General features: G+C 62.1%; 11 protein-coding genes. 9 read left to right on the top strand and 2 right to left on the bottom strand.

Features of this window, described 5'->3' with window-relative positions; translation table 11 throughout:
• Positions 1-97 precede the first annotated feature (97 nt).
• The 8 genes from ACHFFR_RS06465 (at position 98) to pstB (ending at position 9,896) form a co-directional block, all read left to right on the top strand.
• Positions 98-712: a hypothetical protein gene (locus ACHFFR_RS06465; protein ID WP_394263449.1), complete on the top strand. Its 615-nt coding sequence runs from the start codon at positions 98-100 to the stop codon at positions 710-712.
• Positions 713-1,864, top strand: coding sequence for a mycothiol synthase (gene mshD / locus ACHFFR_RS06460; protein ID WP_394263448.1), 1,152 nt, complete (start codon positions 713-715; stop codon positions 1,862-1,864). It abuts the gene before it with no gap.
• A 46-nt stretch (positions 1,865-1,910) separates the two neighbouring features.
• Complete coding sequence (locus ACHFFR_RS06455) at positions 1,911-4,289, top strand: RNA degradosome polyphosphate kinase (protein ID WP_394263447.1); 2,379 nt, start codon at positions 1,911-1,913, stop codon at positions 4,287-4,289.
• Positions 4,290-4,397: 108 nt separating this feature from the next.
• On the top strand, positions 4,398-5,381 hold the full coding sequence (locus ACHFFR_RS06450) for an NUDIX domain-containing protein (RefSeq protein WP_394263446.1): 984 nt from the start codon (positions 4,398-4,400) through the stop codon (positions 5,379-5,381).
• Positions 5,382-5,640: 259 nt separating this feature from the next.
• A complete protein-coding gene (locus tag ACHFFR_RS06445) occupies positions 5,641-6,738 on the top strand; it encodes a phosphate ABC transporter substrate-binding protein PstS (RefSeq protein ID WP_394263445.1) in 1,098 nt (365 codons plus the stop codon).
• A 75-nt stretch (positions 6,739-6,813) separates the two neighbouring features.
• On the top strand, positions 6,814-7,965 hold the full coding sequence (locus ACHFFR_RS06440; protein ID WP_394263444.1) for a PstC family ABC transporter permease: 1,152 nt from the start codon (positions 6,814-6,816) through the stop codon (positions 7,963-7,965).
• Positions 7,962-9,044, top strand: coding sequence for a phosphate ABC transporter permease PstA (pstA, locus tag ACHFFR_RS06435; RefSeq protein ID WP_394263443.1), 1,083 nt, complete (start codon positions 7,962-7,964; stop codon positions 9,042-9,044). Before ACHFFR_RS06440 ends, pstA begins: the two co-directional genes overlap by 4 nt.
• Positions 9,045-9,116: 72 nt before the next feature.
• On the top strand, positions 9,117-9,896 hold the full coding sequence (pstB, locus tag ACHFFR_RS06430) for a phosphate ABC transporter ATP-binding protein PstB (RefSeq protein ID WP_394263442.1): 780 nt from the start codon (positions 9,117-9,119) through the stop codon (positions 9,894-9,896).
• Between the two features lie 231 nt (positions 9,897-10,127).
• Here pstB and ACHFFR_RS06425 read toward each other — a convergent pair whose 3' ends face one another.
• Together ACHFFR_RS06425 and ACHFFR_RS06420 are read right to left on the bottom strand one after the other, a co-directional pair.
• Positions 10,128-11,132 carry an anion permease gene (locus ACHFFR_RS06425; RefSeq protein ID WP_394263441.1) on the bottom strand — a complete coding sequence of 335 codons (1,005 nt, stop codon included), beginning with the start codon at positions 11,130-11,132 and terminating at the stop codon, positions 10,128-10,130.
• A 4-nt stretch (positions 11,133-11,136) separates the two neighbouring features.
• Positions 11,137-11,766, bottom strand: coding sequence for a DUF47 domain-containing protein (locus ACHFFR_RS06420; RefSeq protein ID WP_394263440.1), 630 nt, complete (start codon positions 11,764-11,766; stop codon positions 11,137-11,139).
• Between the two features lie 306 nt (positions 11,767-12,072).
• Here ACHFFR_RS06420 and ACHFFR_RS06415 point away from each other — a divergent pair, with 306 nt between their 5' ends.
• Positions 12,073-13,614: an alanine/glycine:cation symporter family protein gene (locus ACHFFR_RS06415; RefSeq protein ID WP_394263439.1), complete on the top strand. Its 1,542-nt coding sequence runs from the start codon at positions 12,073-12,075 to the stop codon at positions 13,612-13,614.
• The last annotated feature ends 214 nt before the right edge of the window (positions 13,615-13,828 follow it).

Below are 13,828 nucleotides of genomic sequence, written 5' to 3'. Positions count from 1 at the left end.
GCGGGTATCCCGCACCAGCAAATCCACCTTCCTCGCGCAACGTCCCACATGAGAGCGCCTTTTGCGAGAGAATAGAACCAATCGATTGGAGGCAATCATGACACAGCCACGTAGGCCAGCCCAGCTCAAGCCCGACCAGGTCGAGATGATTGAAGGTGAGGCGGATACGGCAACCACCTCGGAACTTGCGCACACGTCTGCTCAGGCGATCGTCCCCCTCGTCACGGGCCGCCAAGAAGAGGATGACGTCATTGAGCGCGTGCAGGAACTGATCCGCGACGAGGGCATCGATGTGATTGCTGAGTCGTGGGTGAACTCGCCCGAGGAGTCGCTGCCGGGCACACTGTGGCGCGGCTTCCTCCTCTCGGAGTGGATCCGCCGCTTCCCAGACGAGGCCGATCTCCGCTACGCCGCCGCGCAAAAAGCAGTGGGGGAGAGCGAACCCGAGAAGCTCGATCAGGTGCCTTCGCCGCGCGAGGTCCGCGCCAAGTGGGACGAGGTGTTCGAGGGGAACTACCGCGGCGACTTCGCCGATGTACTTCGTAGCTCCGCCCGCTTCACCGACTTCATCGGTCGCGTCCAGCCGGCGTGGATCATCGACGACGAGCACGAGCTCGCCACCGAAGTCACCCGCCGCGACACCGCGATGCTGCGCGTCTCGCAGGATTTCCAAGCGGCAGGGCAAACGCTGACCAAGGGCGTGCGCGACTAAGTGGCACTCGAAATCCGTTATCTCCGTGAGCCAGGTGGCTTCGCGGATCAGATCCGCGCACTCGCCAAGGCCGTCAAGGACGACGACGGTTTCGTTGCCTTCGACGAGCAAACCATGCTCAACCTCGACTCGGATGACGCATCCGAGTACCTCCTGCTGATCGACACCGATGTCAGCCCTGCCGTAAGTGGTGGGGCCGGTTCGGGTTCTACGGAAGAGGCAGGTCGCGGGGCAAGTGGGGATTCTGCGGCCAGCCCCGCCCACGCCGATGGCGCAGGTTCAGGTCTTGACGTCAGCACCCCTGACACAAACACCCCTGACACCAGCGCCCCTGACAACGCCACGCCCGGTACCACCAAGCCAACGAGCCAGGGCAGCGTCGTGGGCGCCGCGATCCGCGACCTCCGCAACGGCAGCGTGGAGCTCGCCATCGCGCCATCCCACCGCAACCGGGGTCTCGGCCGCCGCCTCCTACGTGAGGCTCGCGAGCGCTTTGCCGGCTCTCCGCTGTGGGCGCATGGCACACTGCCGCCGGCGCAGGTGCTCGCGGAATCGGAGGGTCTCAAGGCCACCCGCTCGTTGCTCGCGATGAGCCGCCCGCTCGTGGGGGTCGTTGATAAGCCCGACCTCACGAACGCCATCCCGAACTGGGTGATCACACCCATCGACCCCGAGGCCGACCTCGAGGCATTCACCGAGCTCAACTCCGCCGCATTCGCGGAGCACCCCGAGCAGGGCCAACTCACGGCCGAGGACATGCGCCAGCGCTTCTCGCAGGATTGGTTCGACCCCGAACTCCTCCTTCTCGTGCGCCCAACGCAGGTCGGCCAGCCGGACGACATCGCGGACGGCGCCTCCATGAGCGCCTCGGTCGCCACCGCGAACGGGCTTAACGGCGACAAGCCGCTGGCCTACCTCTGGCTCAAGCCACAGTCGGATTCGTTGGTGGAGCTCTACGTGCTTGGCGTCCATCCGCAGATTCAGGGCCAGGGCCTCGGCGGCGCGCTGTCGAACCTCATGCTCAAGATCATGCGCGGCCACGGATTCCAGCGGGCGATCCTGTACGTGGACCTCGAGAACGAGCCGGCGGTGCGCTCCTATTATCGCGCCGGCTTCGACGTCCTCGAAACCCACACCCAGTACTCGCTCTAGCCCGCTGCCATTGATAATCCCGGCCCAATTCTGAGACTATTTTGGTATGAGCGAGCTAACCCCTGATTTGACCCCGTCGACGGCGGCTGACCACATCGACCTCGAAGAAACATTGCCTGAATCTCTCGACGAGATTATTGAAACTGATGAGGAACTCAAGGAGCTGTCGAAGGACGACGTGCAGGCGCTGCGCGCCCGCGTCCTCGAGGGGATGCGTATGGGCACGGCTGTCTCTACTGACGAGCTCGTCGAGGAGGCTGAGGAGCTCGTGCGCGAGGCCGAAGCCGAAGAGGAGGAGCTCCACGAGGGCGACCTCCCGTATGGCCGCTTCCTCGACCGCGAGCTGTCCTGGCTCGCCTTCAACGAGCGCGTGCTCGAGCAGGCGGAGGATCAGGATCTCCACATCCTCGAGCGCGCCTGGTTCCTCGCGATTTTCGCCTCCAACCTAGACGAGTTCTACATGGTCCGCGTGGCCGGCCTGATGCGCCGCATCGCTACGGGCATGGCGACGACGAAGGCGTCCGGCCTCGCGCCCCGCCAGGTGCTCGAGGGCATTAGGATCCGCACGAAGGAGCTCCAGGAGCGCCACGCCAACGTGTTCCGCGACGACGTCCAGCCCAAGCTCGCAGAGGTCGGCATCGTCATCCAGCACTGGTCGGACCTGCACGATAAGGAAAAGGACCGCCTGTCCAAGTTCTACCGCAAGCAGATTTTCCCGGTCCTCACACCGCTCGCTGTGGATCCTGCTCACCCGTTCCCGTACATCTCGGGCCTGTCGCTCAACCTCGCGGTGCTCGTGCGCAACCCGAAGAACAACAACGAGCTGTTCGCCCGCGTGAAGGTCCCGCCGCTCCTGCCGCGCTTCATCGCCGTGGATTCTGATGGCCGCCCGTACCGCCCGGAGGACGTGCCGGTGGACGAGTTCGGCAAGACCTCCTATATCCCGCTCGAGGAGGTCATCGGCGCTCACCTCGAGTCGCTGTTCCCGGGCATGGAGGTGGTGGAGTATTCCACCTTCCGCGTCACCCGCAACGAGGACCTCGAGGTCGAAGAAGACGACGCCGAAAACCTCCTCAAAGCCCTCGAAAAGGAGTTGCTCCGCCGCCGTTTCGGCCAGGCTGTTCGCCTCGAGGTTGAGGAAGATATTTCCAAGCGTGTGCTCAAGCTTTTGGTCCGTGAGCTGGGAGTTCGCGACGACGACGTGCTGCCGCTCCCAGCGCCACTCGACCTGACGGGTCTGAATGTCATTCACGATCTGGACCGTCCGCACCTGAAGTACAAGAAGTTCGTGCCCGTCACGGCGAAGGGGATCTCGGACGTTGAGTCGGCCTCGATGCCGGACATCTTCGCGGCGATTCGCCGCAAGGAGGTCCTCGTCCATCACCCGTACGAGTCGTTCGCGACGTCGGTCCAGCACTTCATCCGCCAGGCCGCGGAGGATCCGAAGGTGCTCGCGATCAAGCAGACGCTCTACCGCACGTCGGGCGATTCCCCGATCGTGGATGCGCTGATCAAGGCGGCGAATCTCGGCAAGCAGGTGCTCGCGGTTGTTGAGATTAAGGCGCGCTTCGACGAGGAGAACAACATCGAGTGGGCTCGCAAGCTCGAGCAGGCGGGCGTCCACGTCGTCTACGGCATCGTGGGGTTGAAGACGCACTGCAAGCTCTCGCTGGTCGTGCGCCAGGAATCGGACGGGCTGCGCCGCTACTGCCATGTGGGCACGGGTAACTACAACCCGAAGACGGCGCGAGGCTACGAGGATCTCGGCCTGTTCACGTGCGATCGCGACGTCGGCCAGGACCTCACGCGCCTGTTCAACCAACTCTCTGGTTACGCGCCCAAGGCGAAATTCCATCGACTGCTCGTGGCGCCCACGGGCATCCGCACTGGCCTCATCGAGAGCATCGACCGCGAAATCGAGAACCTTGAAGCCGGCAAGCCCGCATGGATCCGCCTCAAGTGCAACTCGATCGTGGACGAGCGCATCATCGACGCCCTGTACCGCGCCTCCCAGGCGGGCGTACCCGTGGACATCCAGGTCCGCGGCATCTGCTGCCTGCGCGCCGGCATCCCCGGTCTTTCCGAGAACATTCGCGTGCGCTCGATTCTTGGCCGCTTCCTTGAGCATTCGCGTATTTATGCGTTCTGCAACGACGACGATCCAGAGGTCTGGATTGGATCTGCGGATTTGATGCACCGCAACTTGGATCGCCGAGTTGAAGCGCTCATCCGCGTGGTGGAGGAGGATCAGAAGGAGTTCCTGATCGAGCTCGTGCGCCGGGCGACGTCGGACGAGGTGCAGTCGTGGCACATGAAGGCCGATGGGTGGGAGCACGTGACGACTGATGTGGATGGGCTCAAGCTTCCGCACATTCAAGATCAGCTCATGTCCCGCGCTCGCGAAACCGTGGCAGACCGAGGTTAGGTTCACACCGCGAGGGCCGATCCGTTAACTTTCGGCTGTTAATGTGCAGTGGTGTAACCGCCACGCACACAGCGGGTAGAAATTTCGGACATTACTGGAGGAGTTGTCTTGTCCAAACCAGACGTCAGGGGAGCCGGTGCCGTTATTTGGCGCAAGAAGGACCGCAATACGCAGGTCCTGATTGTTCACCGGCCCTCGTGGGATGACTGGTCTTTCCCGAAGGGGAAGGTGAAAGGCGACGAGTCGTTGCACGAGTGCTGCATTCGCGAGATTCGCGAGGAGGCCGGGCTCGACATTGTGCTTGGCGCCCCGCTCGGCTGGCAGCACTACACGATCGCCGGTGGCCGGACGAAGGAAGTGCGCTACTGGCTCGCCACTGAGATTGAGAAATCGAATCCGGCGGTGAAGGTGCGCCCGAAGGTAAGTCTTGCGTCGAAGAAGGAAGTGGACGAGGTCCGCTGGGTGACGATCAAGCAGGCGAAGAAGATGCTCACCCACAAGGGCGACCGCGAAATTCTCGGCCACATGAAGGATCTGTGGTCCGACGATAAGCACCAGACAGTCCCACTACTCCTTGCCCGCCATACCCGCGCAATGAAGCGCTCGGCGTGGAAAGACAAGGATGGCAAAGGGGCAGAGGAGACCCGCCCGCTCACCAAGACGGGGTACGAGCGCGCCGAATCTCTCGTGCGAGTGTTCGCGGCGTACGGGGTGGAGCGAGTTGTGTCATCCCCGTGGCGGCGTTGCGTGGAATCCGTGGAACCCTACGCGAAAGCCACCGGGTACGACGTCGAAACGAAGGACGAGCTGACCGAGACGGCGCATGAGAAGAAGCCCAAGGCAGTGGCGGCGCTCGTGCGGAAGTGGTTGCGCAAGGAGATGCGCCCCACCGTGGCGTGCCTGCACCGTCCGACTCTTCCCACGGTGATGGAGACTCTTGAGGAGTACACGCCTCAGGCGATCATGCGCCAGGTGCCCGAGAAGGATCCGTGGTTAAAGACCGGCGAGGTGATCGTCGCGCACGTCGCCAATCGCCGCGGTAAGGCGCCGACGATCGTCGCGCTTGAGAAGATTCGCCCGCTCATCGACTAGTGAGAAGCCCGGGATCAGGCCGGTCAAAAGTGCGAGGTTACATAGCGAGAATCCTGACATCGACTGGCGATAATCCCCACATCGCCTAGTTAAAATCCCAAAATCGGGCGGGCGAATGCAAGATTGTGTTCGACCTTACAGCGAGTTAACGAATTGTTAACCTTGCGATTGCTGACCGTCAATGAAGCCGCTTTAGTGTGGATCGTGGCAAGGGGTTGTCAACCTCTTACGGAAACGACATCTAGAAGGATGGAACACTGTGAAGATTGCACGTAACCGCGGAATGGCCGGCATCGCAGCTCTGACGCTCGCGCTCGGTCTGGCCGCATGCACCGACGAGACCGGTGGCGGAGACAACGGTGGCGACAACGCAGGTGGCAGCCTCGAAGGAACCATCAACGGTTCCGGCGCTTCCTCGCAGGTGAACGCACAGCAGGCATGGCGTGATAACTTCACGTCGAACACCGGCGCGATCGTCAACTACGACTCGACCGGTTCGGGCACGGGCCGCGACCAGTTCATCGCGGGCGAAGTCCACTACGCAGGCACCGACTCGATCCTCGACGAGGAAGAGCTCAACCTGGCAACCGAGCGTTGCGGTGGCGAAGAGCCCCTCGAGCTCCCGCTCTACATCTCCCCGATCGCGATTGCTTTCAACCTTGACGGCATCGAGAACGTCAACATGTCGGCTGACGTCCTTGCACAGGTCTTCAACGGCGACATCACCGAGTGGAACGATCCAGCTATCGCTGAGCTGAACGAAGACATCGAGCTTCCGGCACAGCCGATCATCCCGGTCAACCGCGCGGATGACTCCGGCACCACCGAGAATTTCCAGCAGTACCTCGCGGAGGCTTCGGATCTGTGGACGCACGAGCCGTCCGACACCTGGCCGCTCTCGGGCACGCAGTCCGCTGAGCAGACCGCCGGCGTCGTCAACCTCGTGACCTCGACCCCGGGTACTATCACCTACGCCGACGCCTCGCAGATCGGCGACCTCGGCACGGTTGCAGTTGAAGTTGCAGGCGAATACCTCGTGTACTCGCCCGAGGCAGCAGCAGCAATCGTCGATAACTCTGAAAAGACCGACGACGCAACCGACCGCATCCTGACCGTCGACCTCAAGCGTGACGGCAGCGTTGCAGATGCCTACCCGGTCGTCATGATTTCGTACCTGGTGGCTTGCACCCAGTACGATGATGCAAACACCGCTGAGATCGTCAAGGAGTACTTCACCTACATGACGTCGGCAGATGGCCAGCAGGCCGCTGCTGGGGCCAATGGCGGTAACGCCCCGATTTCGGACGACCTGCGCGAGCAGGCAATGGCTGCGATCGACCAGATCCAGACCAACTAAGTTGACCACTTAACGTGGGTGCGGGCCAGCCTCATTCGGGCTGGCCCGCAACCACGTCAAAGATCGGAGTATGACGTGACTCACGTTGACCACTCTGCCGATGCGAAGGTGGACGATGCCCCCGAGGCACCTCCGACGCAGGCGCCTACCATTTCCGAACGCAGAGCCAGCATGAAGCCCGGCCGCGGCGGTAAGCGGGCGGGCGATAAGCTCTTCAACGGCATCTCCACAGCAGCGGGAATTTCTATCCTCGTCCTTCTCGCTTCAGTTTTTATCTTCCTGCTGATCTCCTCAGGCAACATTCTCGTCACGCCAGGTGAGGAACTTGCGGAACGCATCGGTTTCACCCGAGGAATGACGTTCTGGCAGTTCGCCGGCGTGACAGTCTTCGGCACGCTTCTCGCGTCGATCATCGCGCTCATCATCGCCGTGCCGTTCGCCGTCGGTATCGCGCTGTTTATCTCGCACTACGCACCGCGCAAACTCGCATCCGCCTTCGGCTACGTCATCGATCTTCTGGCAGCAATCCCCTCGGTGGTCTTCGGCCTGTGGGGCATGTGGACGCTTGAGCCGATCATGCGGCCAATCTTCGAGTGGCTGTCCTCAGTCCTGACCCCGATCCTCGAATGGATCTCCGGCACGCCTGAGCGACTCGAAAACGGCGACGAAGTTTGGCAGGGTGGCCTGCCGGGCTTCAGCTATGCCGCGCAGAACTGGGAATGGTGGCCGCTCGCACCGGACGCCGCCGCGTTCGTCCCGCCGGGCCGTAACATTCTCATGGGCGGCATCATTCTCGCCATCATGATTCTCCCGATCATCACCTCGCTCGCACGCGAAGTGTTCCTCCAGACCCCGCGTCTGCAGGAAGAAGCATCGCTCGCACTCGGTGCAACCCGCTGGGAAATGATCAAGATGGTTGTGATCCCGCACGGACGCTCCGGAATCGTGTCGGCGTCGATGCTTGGCCTTGGTCGAGCGCTCGGTGAAACGATGGCCTTGCTCATGGTTCTCTCGCCGGGCTTGATGATCAACTTCAACCTCATGAGTCCGGGGCAACATTCGACAATCGCCTCTCAGATCGCCCTGCGATTCCCCGAGGCCTCCGGCATCGAGTCCGACTTCTTGATCGCACTCGGCCTGATCCTGTTCGTCATTACGTTCGTGGTTAACTTCATCGCTAGGTCGATCGTTGCTCGCTACGCAGAGTTCTCAGGAGCAAACGCATGAGTGTCGCACCAGTTACCTCCCCGAAGATGAAGTCCCCGAAGAGTATTGGTTCGGGTTCTCAAAAGTACCTGCCGAAGTGGTTCAACATCGCCGCGATCGTGGCGGCCCTCCTCATCGGATTCCTCGTCTCACGCATTGCCGGCAGCGGCGTGGCCGGCGTTCTAACCTTCCTCGTCGTGTACTTCGTGGTCATCATTGGCTTCGGTTTCGGCGTCGAAGGCCGGCGCTACGGCACCGATCGCCTGCTGACGTCGGTCATCACCGGCACGTTCATCGCCGCGGTTATTCCGCTGGTTTCGCTTCTGTGGACGGTTCTCGTCCAGGGCTGGACCCGCATGACGGCTGGCGGCTTCTTTACGTCGACGACGTTCGGCCAGTCCAACCCGGAGACGGTGACGGGCGCCGGGCACGCCGTCGTCGGCACCTTCATGATCACAGGCATGGCCGCGCTGATCGCGGTGCCGCTCGGAATCCTGACCGCCGTCTACCTTGTCGAATACGGCAAGGGAACGCTGTCGAAGGTCATCACGTTCATGGTGGACATCATGACGGGTATTCCGTCGATCGTGGCCGGTCTGTTTGCGGCGGCGATCATCCCGATGATCAACCAGGCCCTGTTCGGGCAGGCGCAGTTCAAGAACGGTTTCGCCGGCGCAATCGCGCTCGTGGTGCTCATGACCCCGATCGTGGTCAGGAATACCGAAGAGATGCTGCGCCTTGTTCCTAACGAGTTGCGCGAGGCGTCCTACGCACTGGGAGTCACGAAGGCCGGAACGATTATCCGCGTGGTGCTGCGCACCGCCGTCTCGGGAATCATCTCCGGTATCTTCATCGCGACCGCGCGAATCATTGGCGAGTCCGCTCCGCTCATGATCACCGCCGGTACCACCGACTTCTACAACTACAATATTTTCCAGAACCAGATGTACACGTTGCCCGTCTACGTCTACAACCAGTACAAGTCCGGAAATTCCGCCGAGGCCTGGGCCGGAGCCCTCCTGCTCATCCTCATCGTTCTTCTTCTGAACCTGCTCGCTCGTTTCATTGCCAAGCGCTTCGCTCCGGCAGGCGAGAAGTAGTCCACGCGGATTGCGGCCGAGGCCGCACGAGGCACGAGCCTCACGGGGCCAAGCCCCAGGAAAGGAATCTCAATGTCTGAAGGCATTAAGGTCAAGGACCTCAATATTTACTACGGCGATTTCCTCGCGGTAGAAGACGTGACTGTTGACATCGAACCGCGTTCGATCACGGCCCTCATTGGCCCGTCGGGCTGTGGAAAGTCGACCTTCCTCCGTTCACTGAACCGCATGCACGAGGTTATTCCGGGCGCGCACGTCAAGGGACACGTGAACATCGACGGTCAGGATATCTACGAGTCCGGCGTCGATCCCGTGCAGGTTCGCCAGCACGTTGGCATGGTGTTCCAGCGCGCGAATCCGTTCCCCACGATGTCGATTGCCGACAACGTGCTTGCCGGCATGAAGCTCAACAAGCGCGATCTGTCCAAGTCCGAGGGCGAGCAGATCGTGGAAGAGTCGCTGCGCGGCGCGAACCTGTGGGAGGAAGTGAAGGATCGTCTCGGTCGCCCGGGCTCCTCGCTCTCCGGTGGTCAGCAGCAGCGCCTGTGTATCGCGCGCGCGATCGCTGTGAAGCCTGAAGTGCTGCTGATGGATGAGCCGTGTTCGGCTCTCGATCCGATCTCGACCCTCGCGATCGAGGACCTCATGCAGGAGCTGCAGGAGGACTACACGATCGTGATCGTCACGCACAACATGCAGCAGGCCGCCCGCGTCTCCCAGAAGACCGGCTTCTTCAACATCGAGGGCACAGGCAAGCCCGGCCACCTCATCGAGTTCGACGACACGGAGAAGATCTTCTCCAACCCGACGCACCAGGAGACGGAAGATTACGTCTCCGGCCGCTTCGGCTGATCTACGCGTCCTGGCGGCATTCGGGTAGCCGCGCAGGGACGTGCTCGCACGGGGGCGGGGCGCTCATTTCCTCTTGAGCGCCCCGCTTTTGCTTTGCCCCTCGCTGGGGGCCTGCGTCGGTCCGCTGCGACGCCCACCCGGCAACTCAGGGCAAGTGGTGCAGGAAATGGCCAAATGGTGCAGGAAGTTCCTGCCCGGTTTGGTTGGGACTTGCCCCGGTTGCGTGAATGCCTAGACGAACTGGGTGAACAGCAGGCTGAACAGCGCCGCGATCGAGCCGGCGGCCGGGAACGTGATGAACCAGGCGCCCACGATGTTGCCAGCGGTGCCCCACCGGACGGCGGAGCGGCGCGGGGTCGCGCCCACGCCCATCACGGACGAGGTGATCGTGTGCGTGGTCGAAATCGGGGCGGAGAACACGAAGGCGGTGGTGTACAGAACACTGGCAGCAACGGTCTCGGCGGCGAAGCCCTGGGCCGGATTGAGGTCGGCGATCTTGGTGCCGAGGGTCTTCATGATGCGCCAGCCACCGGCGTACGTGCCGGCCGAAATCGCGCCGGCCGCAGCGAGCTTGACCCACAGCGGGATCGACGTGCCCTCATGGTAACCACCGGCAACGAGCGCGATCACGATCACGCCCATCGTCTTTTGCGCATCTTGCAGGCCGTGGCCGAGAGCCATGGCGGCGGCGGAGATCGTCTGGGCGACGCGGAAGCGCTTCATCGTGCGCTTGTACGTCGCATTCTTAAACGTATTAAGCAGTGCCTTCATCAGCAGATACGACAGCGTAAAGCCCACGACGGGCGAGATAAACATCGGCAGAATCACCTTCGTGCCGATCACGTCCCAGTGCACAACGAACGCGGCAGCCAGACCAGCGCCCGCGAGACCGCCGATGAGAGCATGCGACGACGACGACGGCAGGCCAAACCACCACGTAATGAGGTTCCAGGTGATGGCGCCAAGAAGACCGGCCAACACCACAAGGAGCCCGTTCATGCCATCGGTGGCACTCACATCCACGATGCCGGAGCCGATCGTCTCGGCCACGCCCGTACCAAGCAGGGCGCCGATGAAGTTCATGACCGCGGCCATGAGGAGCGCAACACGCGGGGTCAGCGCACGGGTTGCCACGGAGGTGGCGATGGCGTTGGCGGCGTCGTGAAATCCGTTCGTGTAATCGAAAACGAGGGCGATCACGACGGTGATTATGACCAGCGTCAGAATCGGATCCACGGAATCAGGACTCCTTCAGCGTGAGAAGCTCAACCGTGGCGGCGAGCTCCTCAAACGAATCAACCGCGGCCTCGAACGAGTCCAGGGTGATCTTCGAGGCAATAAGCCCCTTCGGAGTGCGATCGGAGTCGAACACGTGCGTGACGAGCTCGCGGTACAGTACGTCCGCGCGGTTCTCGAGGTTGTTGATTTCGAGCCAGACGTTGCGGATCGACGGGTTGATCTTCTTCAGTTTCCCAACGGCGACGACGGCCTGCTCGGCACACTGGACGATGATGTCGGTGATCTCGTGCAGCTTGGGCGAAACCTCGCCGATGCGGTAGAGAACGAGGTTGTCTCCGGCCTCGTCCATGGCATCAACGCAGTCGTCGATCGCGCCGGTGAGGCGGATCAGATCGCCGCGGTCGTAGGGGAGGACGAAGCGGGAGCCGACCTCTTTGAGGACTTGGTGAGACGCGGTGTCGGCGTCGTTTTCAATCTCGTGCAGCTTCTCGTTGAGCTCTGTACGCGAGTGCGAATCGGCGCTGACCATCTCGGCCAATACCTTTGCTGCGCGGACCAGGTGTGTTGCTTGCGCGTTGAGGAGTTCCTGAACTTCGTGCTGACCGCTAAAGCGACCTAAGAAACCAGACAAGGGGCTCGTGCCTCCGCTAACTATGTGTGCAATGGGTGGCATCACTCGCACGCTGGCTGGCGCGGTGCGCCACACGCAATGTGAACAGGTGCCAACAAATAGATTACGACACGGTTAATGAAACAGCCAACGCCTTTTTGGGCTTTGACGTCCGATTCAGTTTCGAATTGGTCACATGCTGGCGCGATCGGCGATCTACCACGAGTTATGCAAAACTTGTCACCGCGAAGGGTGCGAATCTTGACGCGGCGAGGGCCGTCGTCGTCGGGCCTAACGCAACGCACTGCACGCTCGAAGGACGATGATATGGAACAGATTCAGGAATGGCTAGATTCGGTCACGGGGCCGCTGACGGGAACGCTGACGGGCGTGAGCGACTGGCTGTACACGTGGATCATGCTCGCCGTGCTCACCGGCACCGGCATTTACCTGACGTTCCGCTCCAAGGGTCTGCAGTTCCGCCACATCGGCCACATGGCCCGCTACGTCATGGATTCGCGCAAGGGCGCTCAGGGCGGCATTTCGTCGTTCCAAGCGTTTGCGATCGGCATGGCCACGCGCATCGGCATCGGCAACATTACGGGCGTGGCGCTCGCGATCATCCTCGGCGGGCCGGGCGCGCTGTTTTGGATGTGGATCGTGGCGCTGTTCGGCATGGCCACGGCGTTTGCCGAGGCGACGCTCGCCCAGATCTTCAAGAAGCGCCACCCCGATGGCACGTTCCGCGGCGGGCCGGCCACCTATATTCTGCGGGGGCTGCGCTCGCGGCCGCTCGCGATCGCCTTCGCCGTGTCTATGGTGTTCTCGATGACCGTGGCGATGCCGATGGTCCAATCGAACACGATTGCGGGCGTGCTGGCTAACTCCCACGGTGTCGAGCCGTGGGTGACCGGGCTGGTGGTCGCGGCGCTAACGGCCGTCGTCGTGTTTGGCGGCGTGCGCGGGGTTGCCAAGGCAACCGAGGTGATCTCGCCCGCGATGGCACTGGCGTACCTGATCACCGCCGTGGCCGTGATCGTGGTGAACATCGATGCCCTTCCCGCCTTCTTCTCGGACGTCTTCCTCTCTGCCTTCGGCCTGCGCGAGGCGCTCGCGGGCACGGCCGGCGGCGTGGTCGCGGCGCTGATCAACGGCATGCGGCGCGGCCTGTTCTCGAACGAGGCCGGCATGGGCACGAACCCGAACGCGGCCGCCACCGCCACCGTGGCGCACCCGGTCCAGCAGGGCTTGATTCAGTCGTTCGGCGTTTTCCTCGACACCATGTTCGTGTGCACGGCCACCGGCTTTATCATCATGACCTCCGGCGTGCTCGATCTTTCCACAGCCGTGCCCGACGACTCCGGCGTGCTCACCACAGTCGCCATCACCGACACGCTCGGCACCTGGATGGCCTGGCCCATGGCGATCATGATCTTCTTCTTCGGCTTCTCCTCAATCCTCGGTGCTTACGCGTACGGCGAGGCAAATCTCGTTTTCCTTCGCGACAACACGGCGGTGCACATGGTGGGTCGCGCATTCATGGTCATCTTCTCGTTTTTCGGTGCCGTGCTCGCGCTGCCGTTCGTATGGGTGCTCATGGATTTGGCCATGTTTACCATCACGATCTTGAATTTGGTCAGTGTGCTCTCCCTGTCCGGCTGGGTGATCGCCGCGCTCAAGGACTACGAACACCAGCGCGCGGCCATTAAACGGTACGGGTACGTGAGCATCATTAGCGAGGACGGCGTGGAAGCGCGCTACCTCGAGCCGGTGTTCGTCCCCGAGAACGCTGGGCTTCCGGGGGAACTCGGCGGAGACTCGTGGACCGACGCGCCCGCGTCCGCCCACTTGGTGAATTCGGTTCGCTGAATCCGCGAAGATTCTGGCAGGTCCATTCAAGTTGGGCGGGTCTCAAACACTGGTAGCGGCCTGGAATCATGTGGGCGATGTGGGTAATCGTGCGTGTGATTATGGTGGTTCCACTCGCTTTTGTTAAAGAAGTTGGTGGCAAAATTTCCGCAGGCAGGCTCCGGCTTTTCGACAAGAACGCGGACGACTGGACAAAAGCGCCTTGACGAAAGGG

Source organism: Trueperella sp. (assembly GCF_043424875.1).
In the GTDB taxonomy this organism is placed as follows: domain Bacteria; phylum Actinomycetota; class Actinomycetes; order Actinomycetales; family Actinomycetaceae; genus Trueperella.
Note: the sequence above shows the minus strand (reverse complement) of the source record. Positions and strands in the feature narration are given on the sequence as shown.

Bases quoted from the DNA above. Each gene is read 5' to 3' on its own strand.
- ACHFFR_RS06465 (WP_394263449.1), top strand. From the start codon at position 98: ATGACACAGCCACGTAGGCCAGCCCAGCTCAAGCCCGACCAGGTCGAG.
- ACHFFR_RS06455 (WP_394263447.1), top strand. From the start codon at position 1,911: ATGAGCGAGCTAACCCCTGATTTGACCCCGTCGACGGCGGCTGACCAC.
- pstA (WP_394263443.1), top strand. From the start codon at position 7,962: ATGAGTGTCGCACCAGTTACCTCCCCGAAGATGAAGTCCCCGAAGAGT.
- pstB (WP_394263442.1), top strand. From the start codon at position 9,117: ATGTCTGAAGGCATTAAGGTCAAGGACCTCAATATTTACTACGGCGAT.
- ACHFFR_RS06415 (WP_394263439.1), top strand. From the start codon at position 12,073: ATGGAACAGATTCAGGAATGGCTAGATTCGGTCACGGGGCCGCTGACG.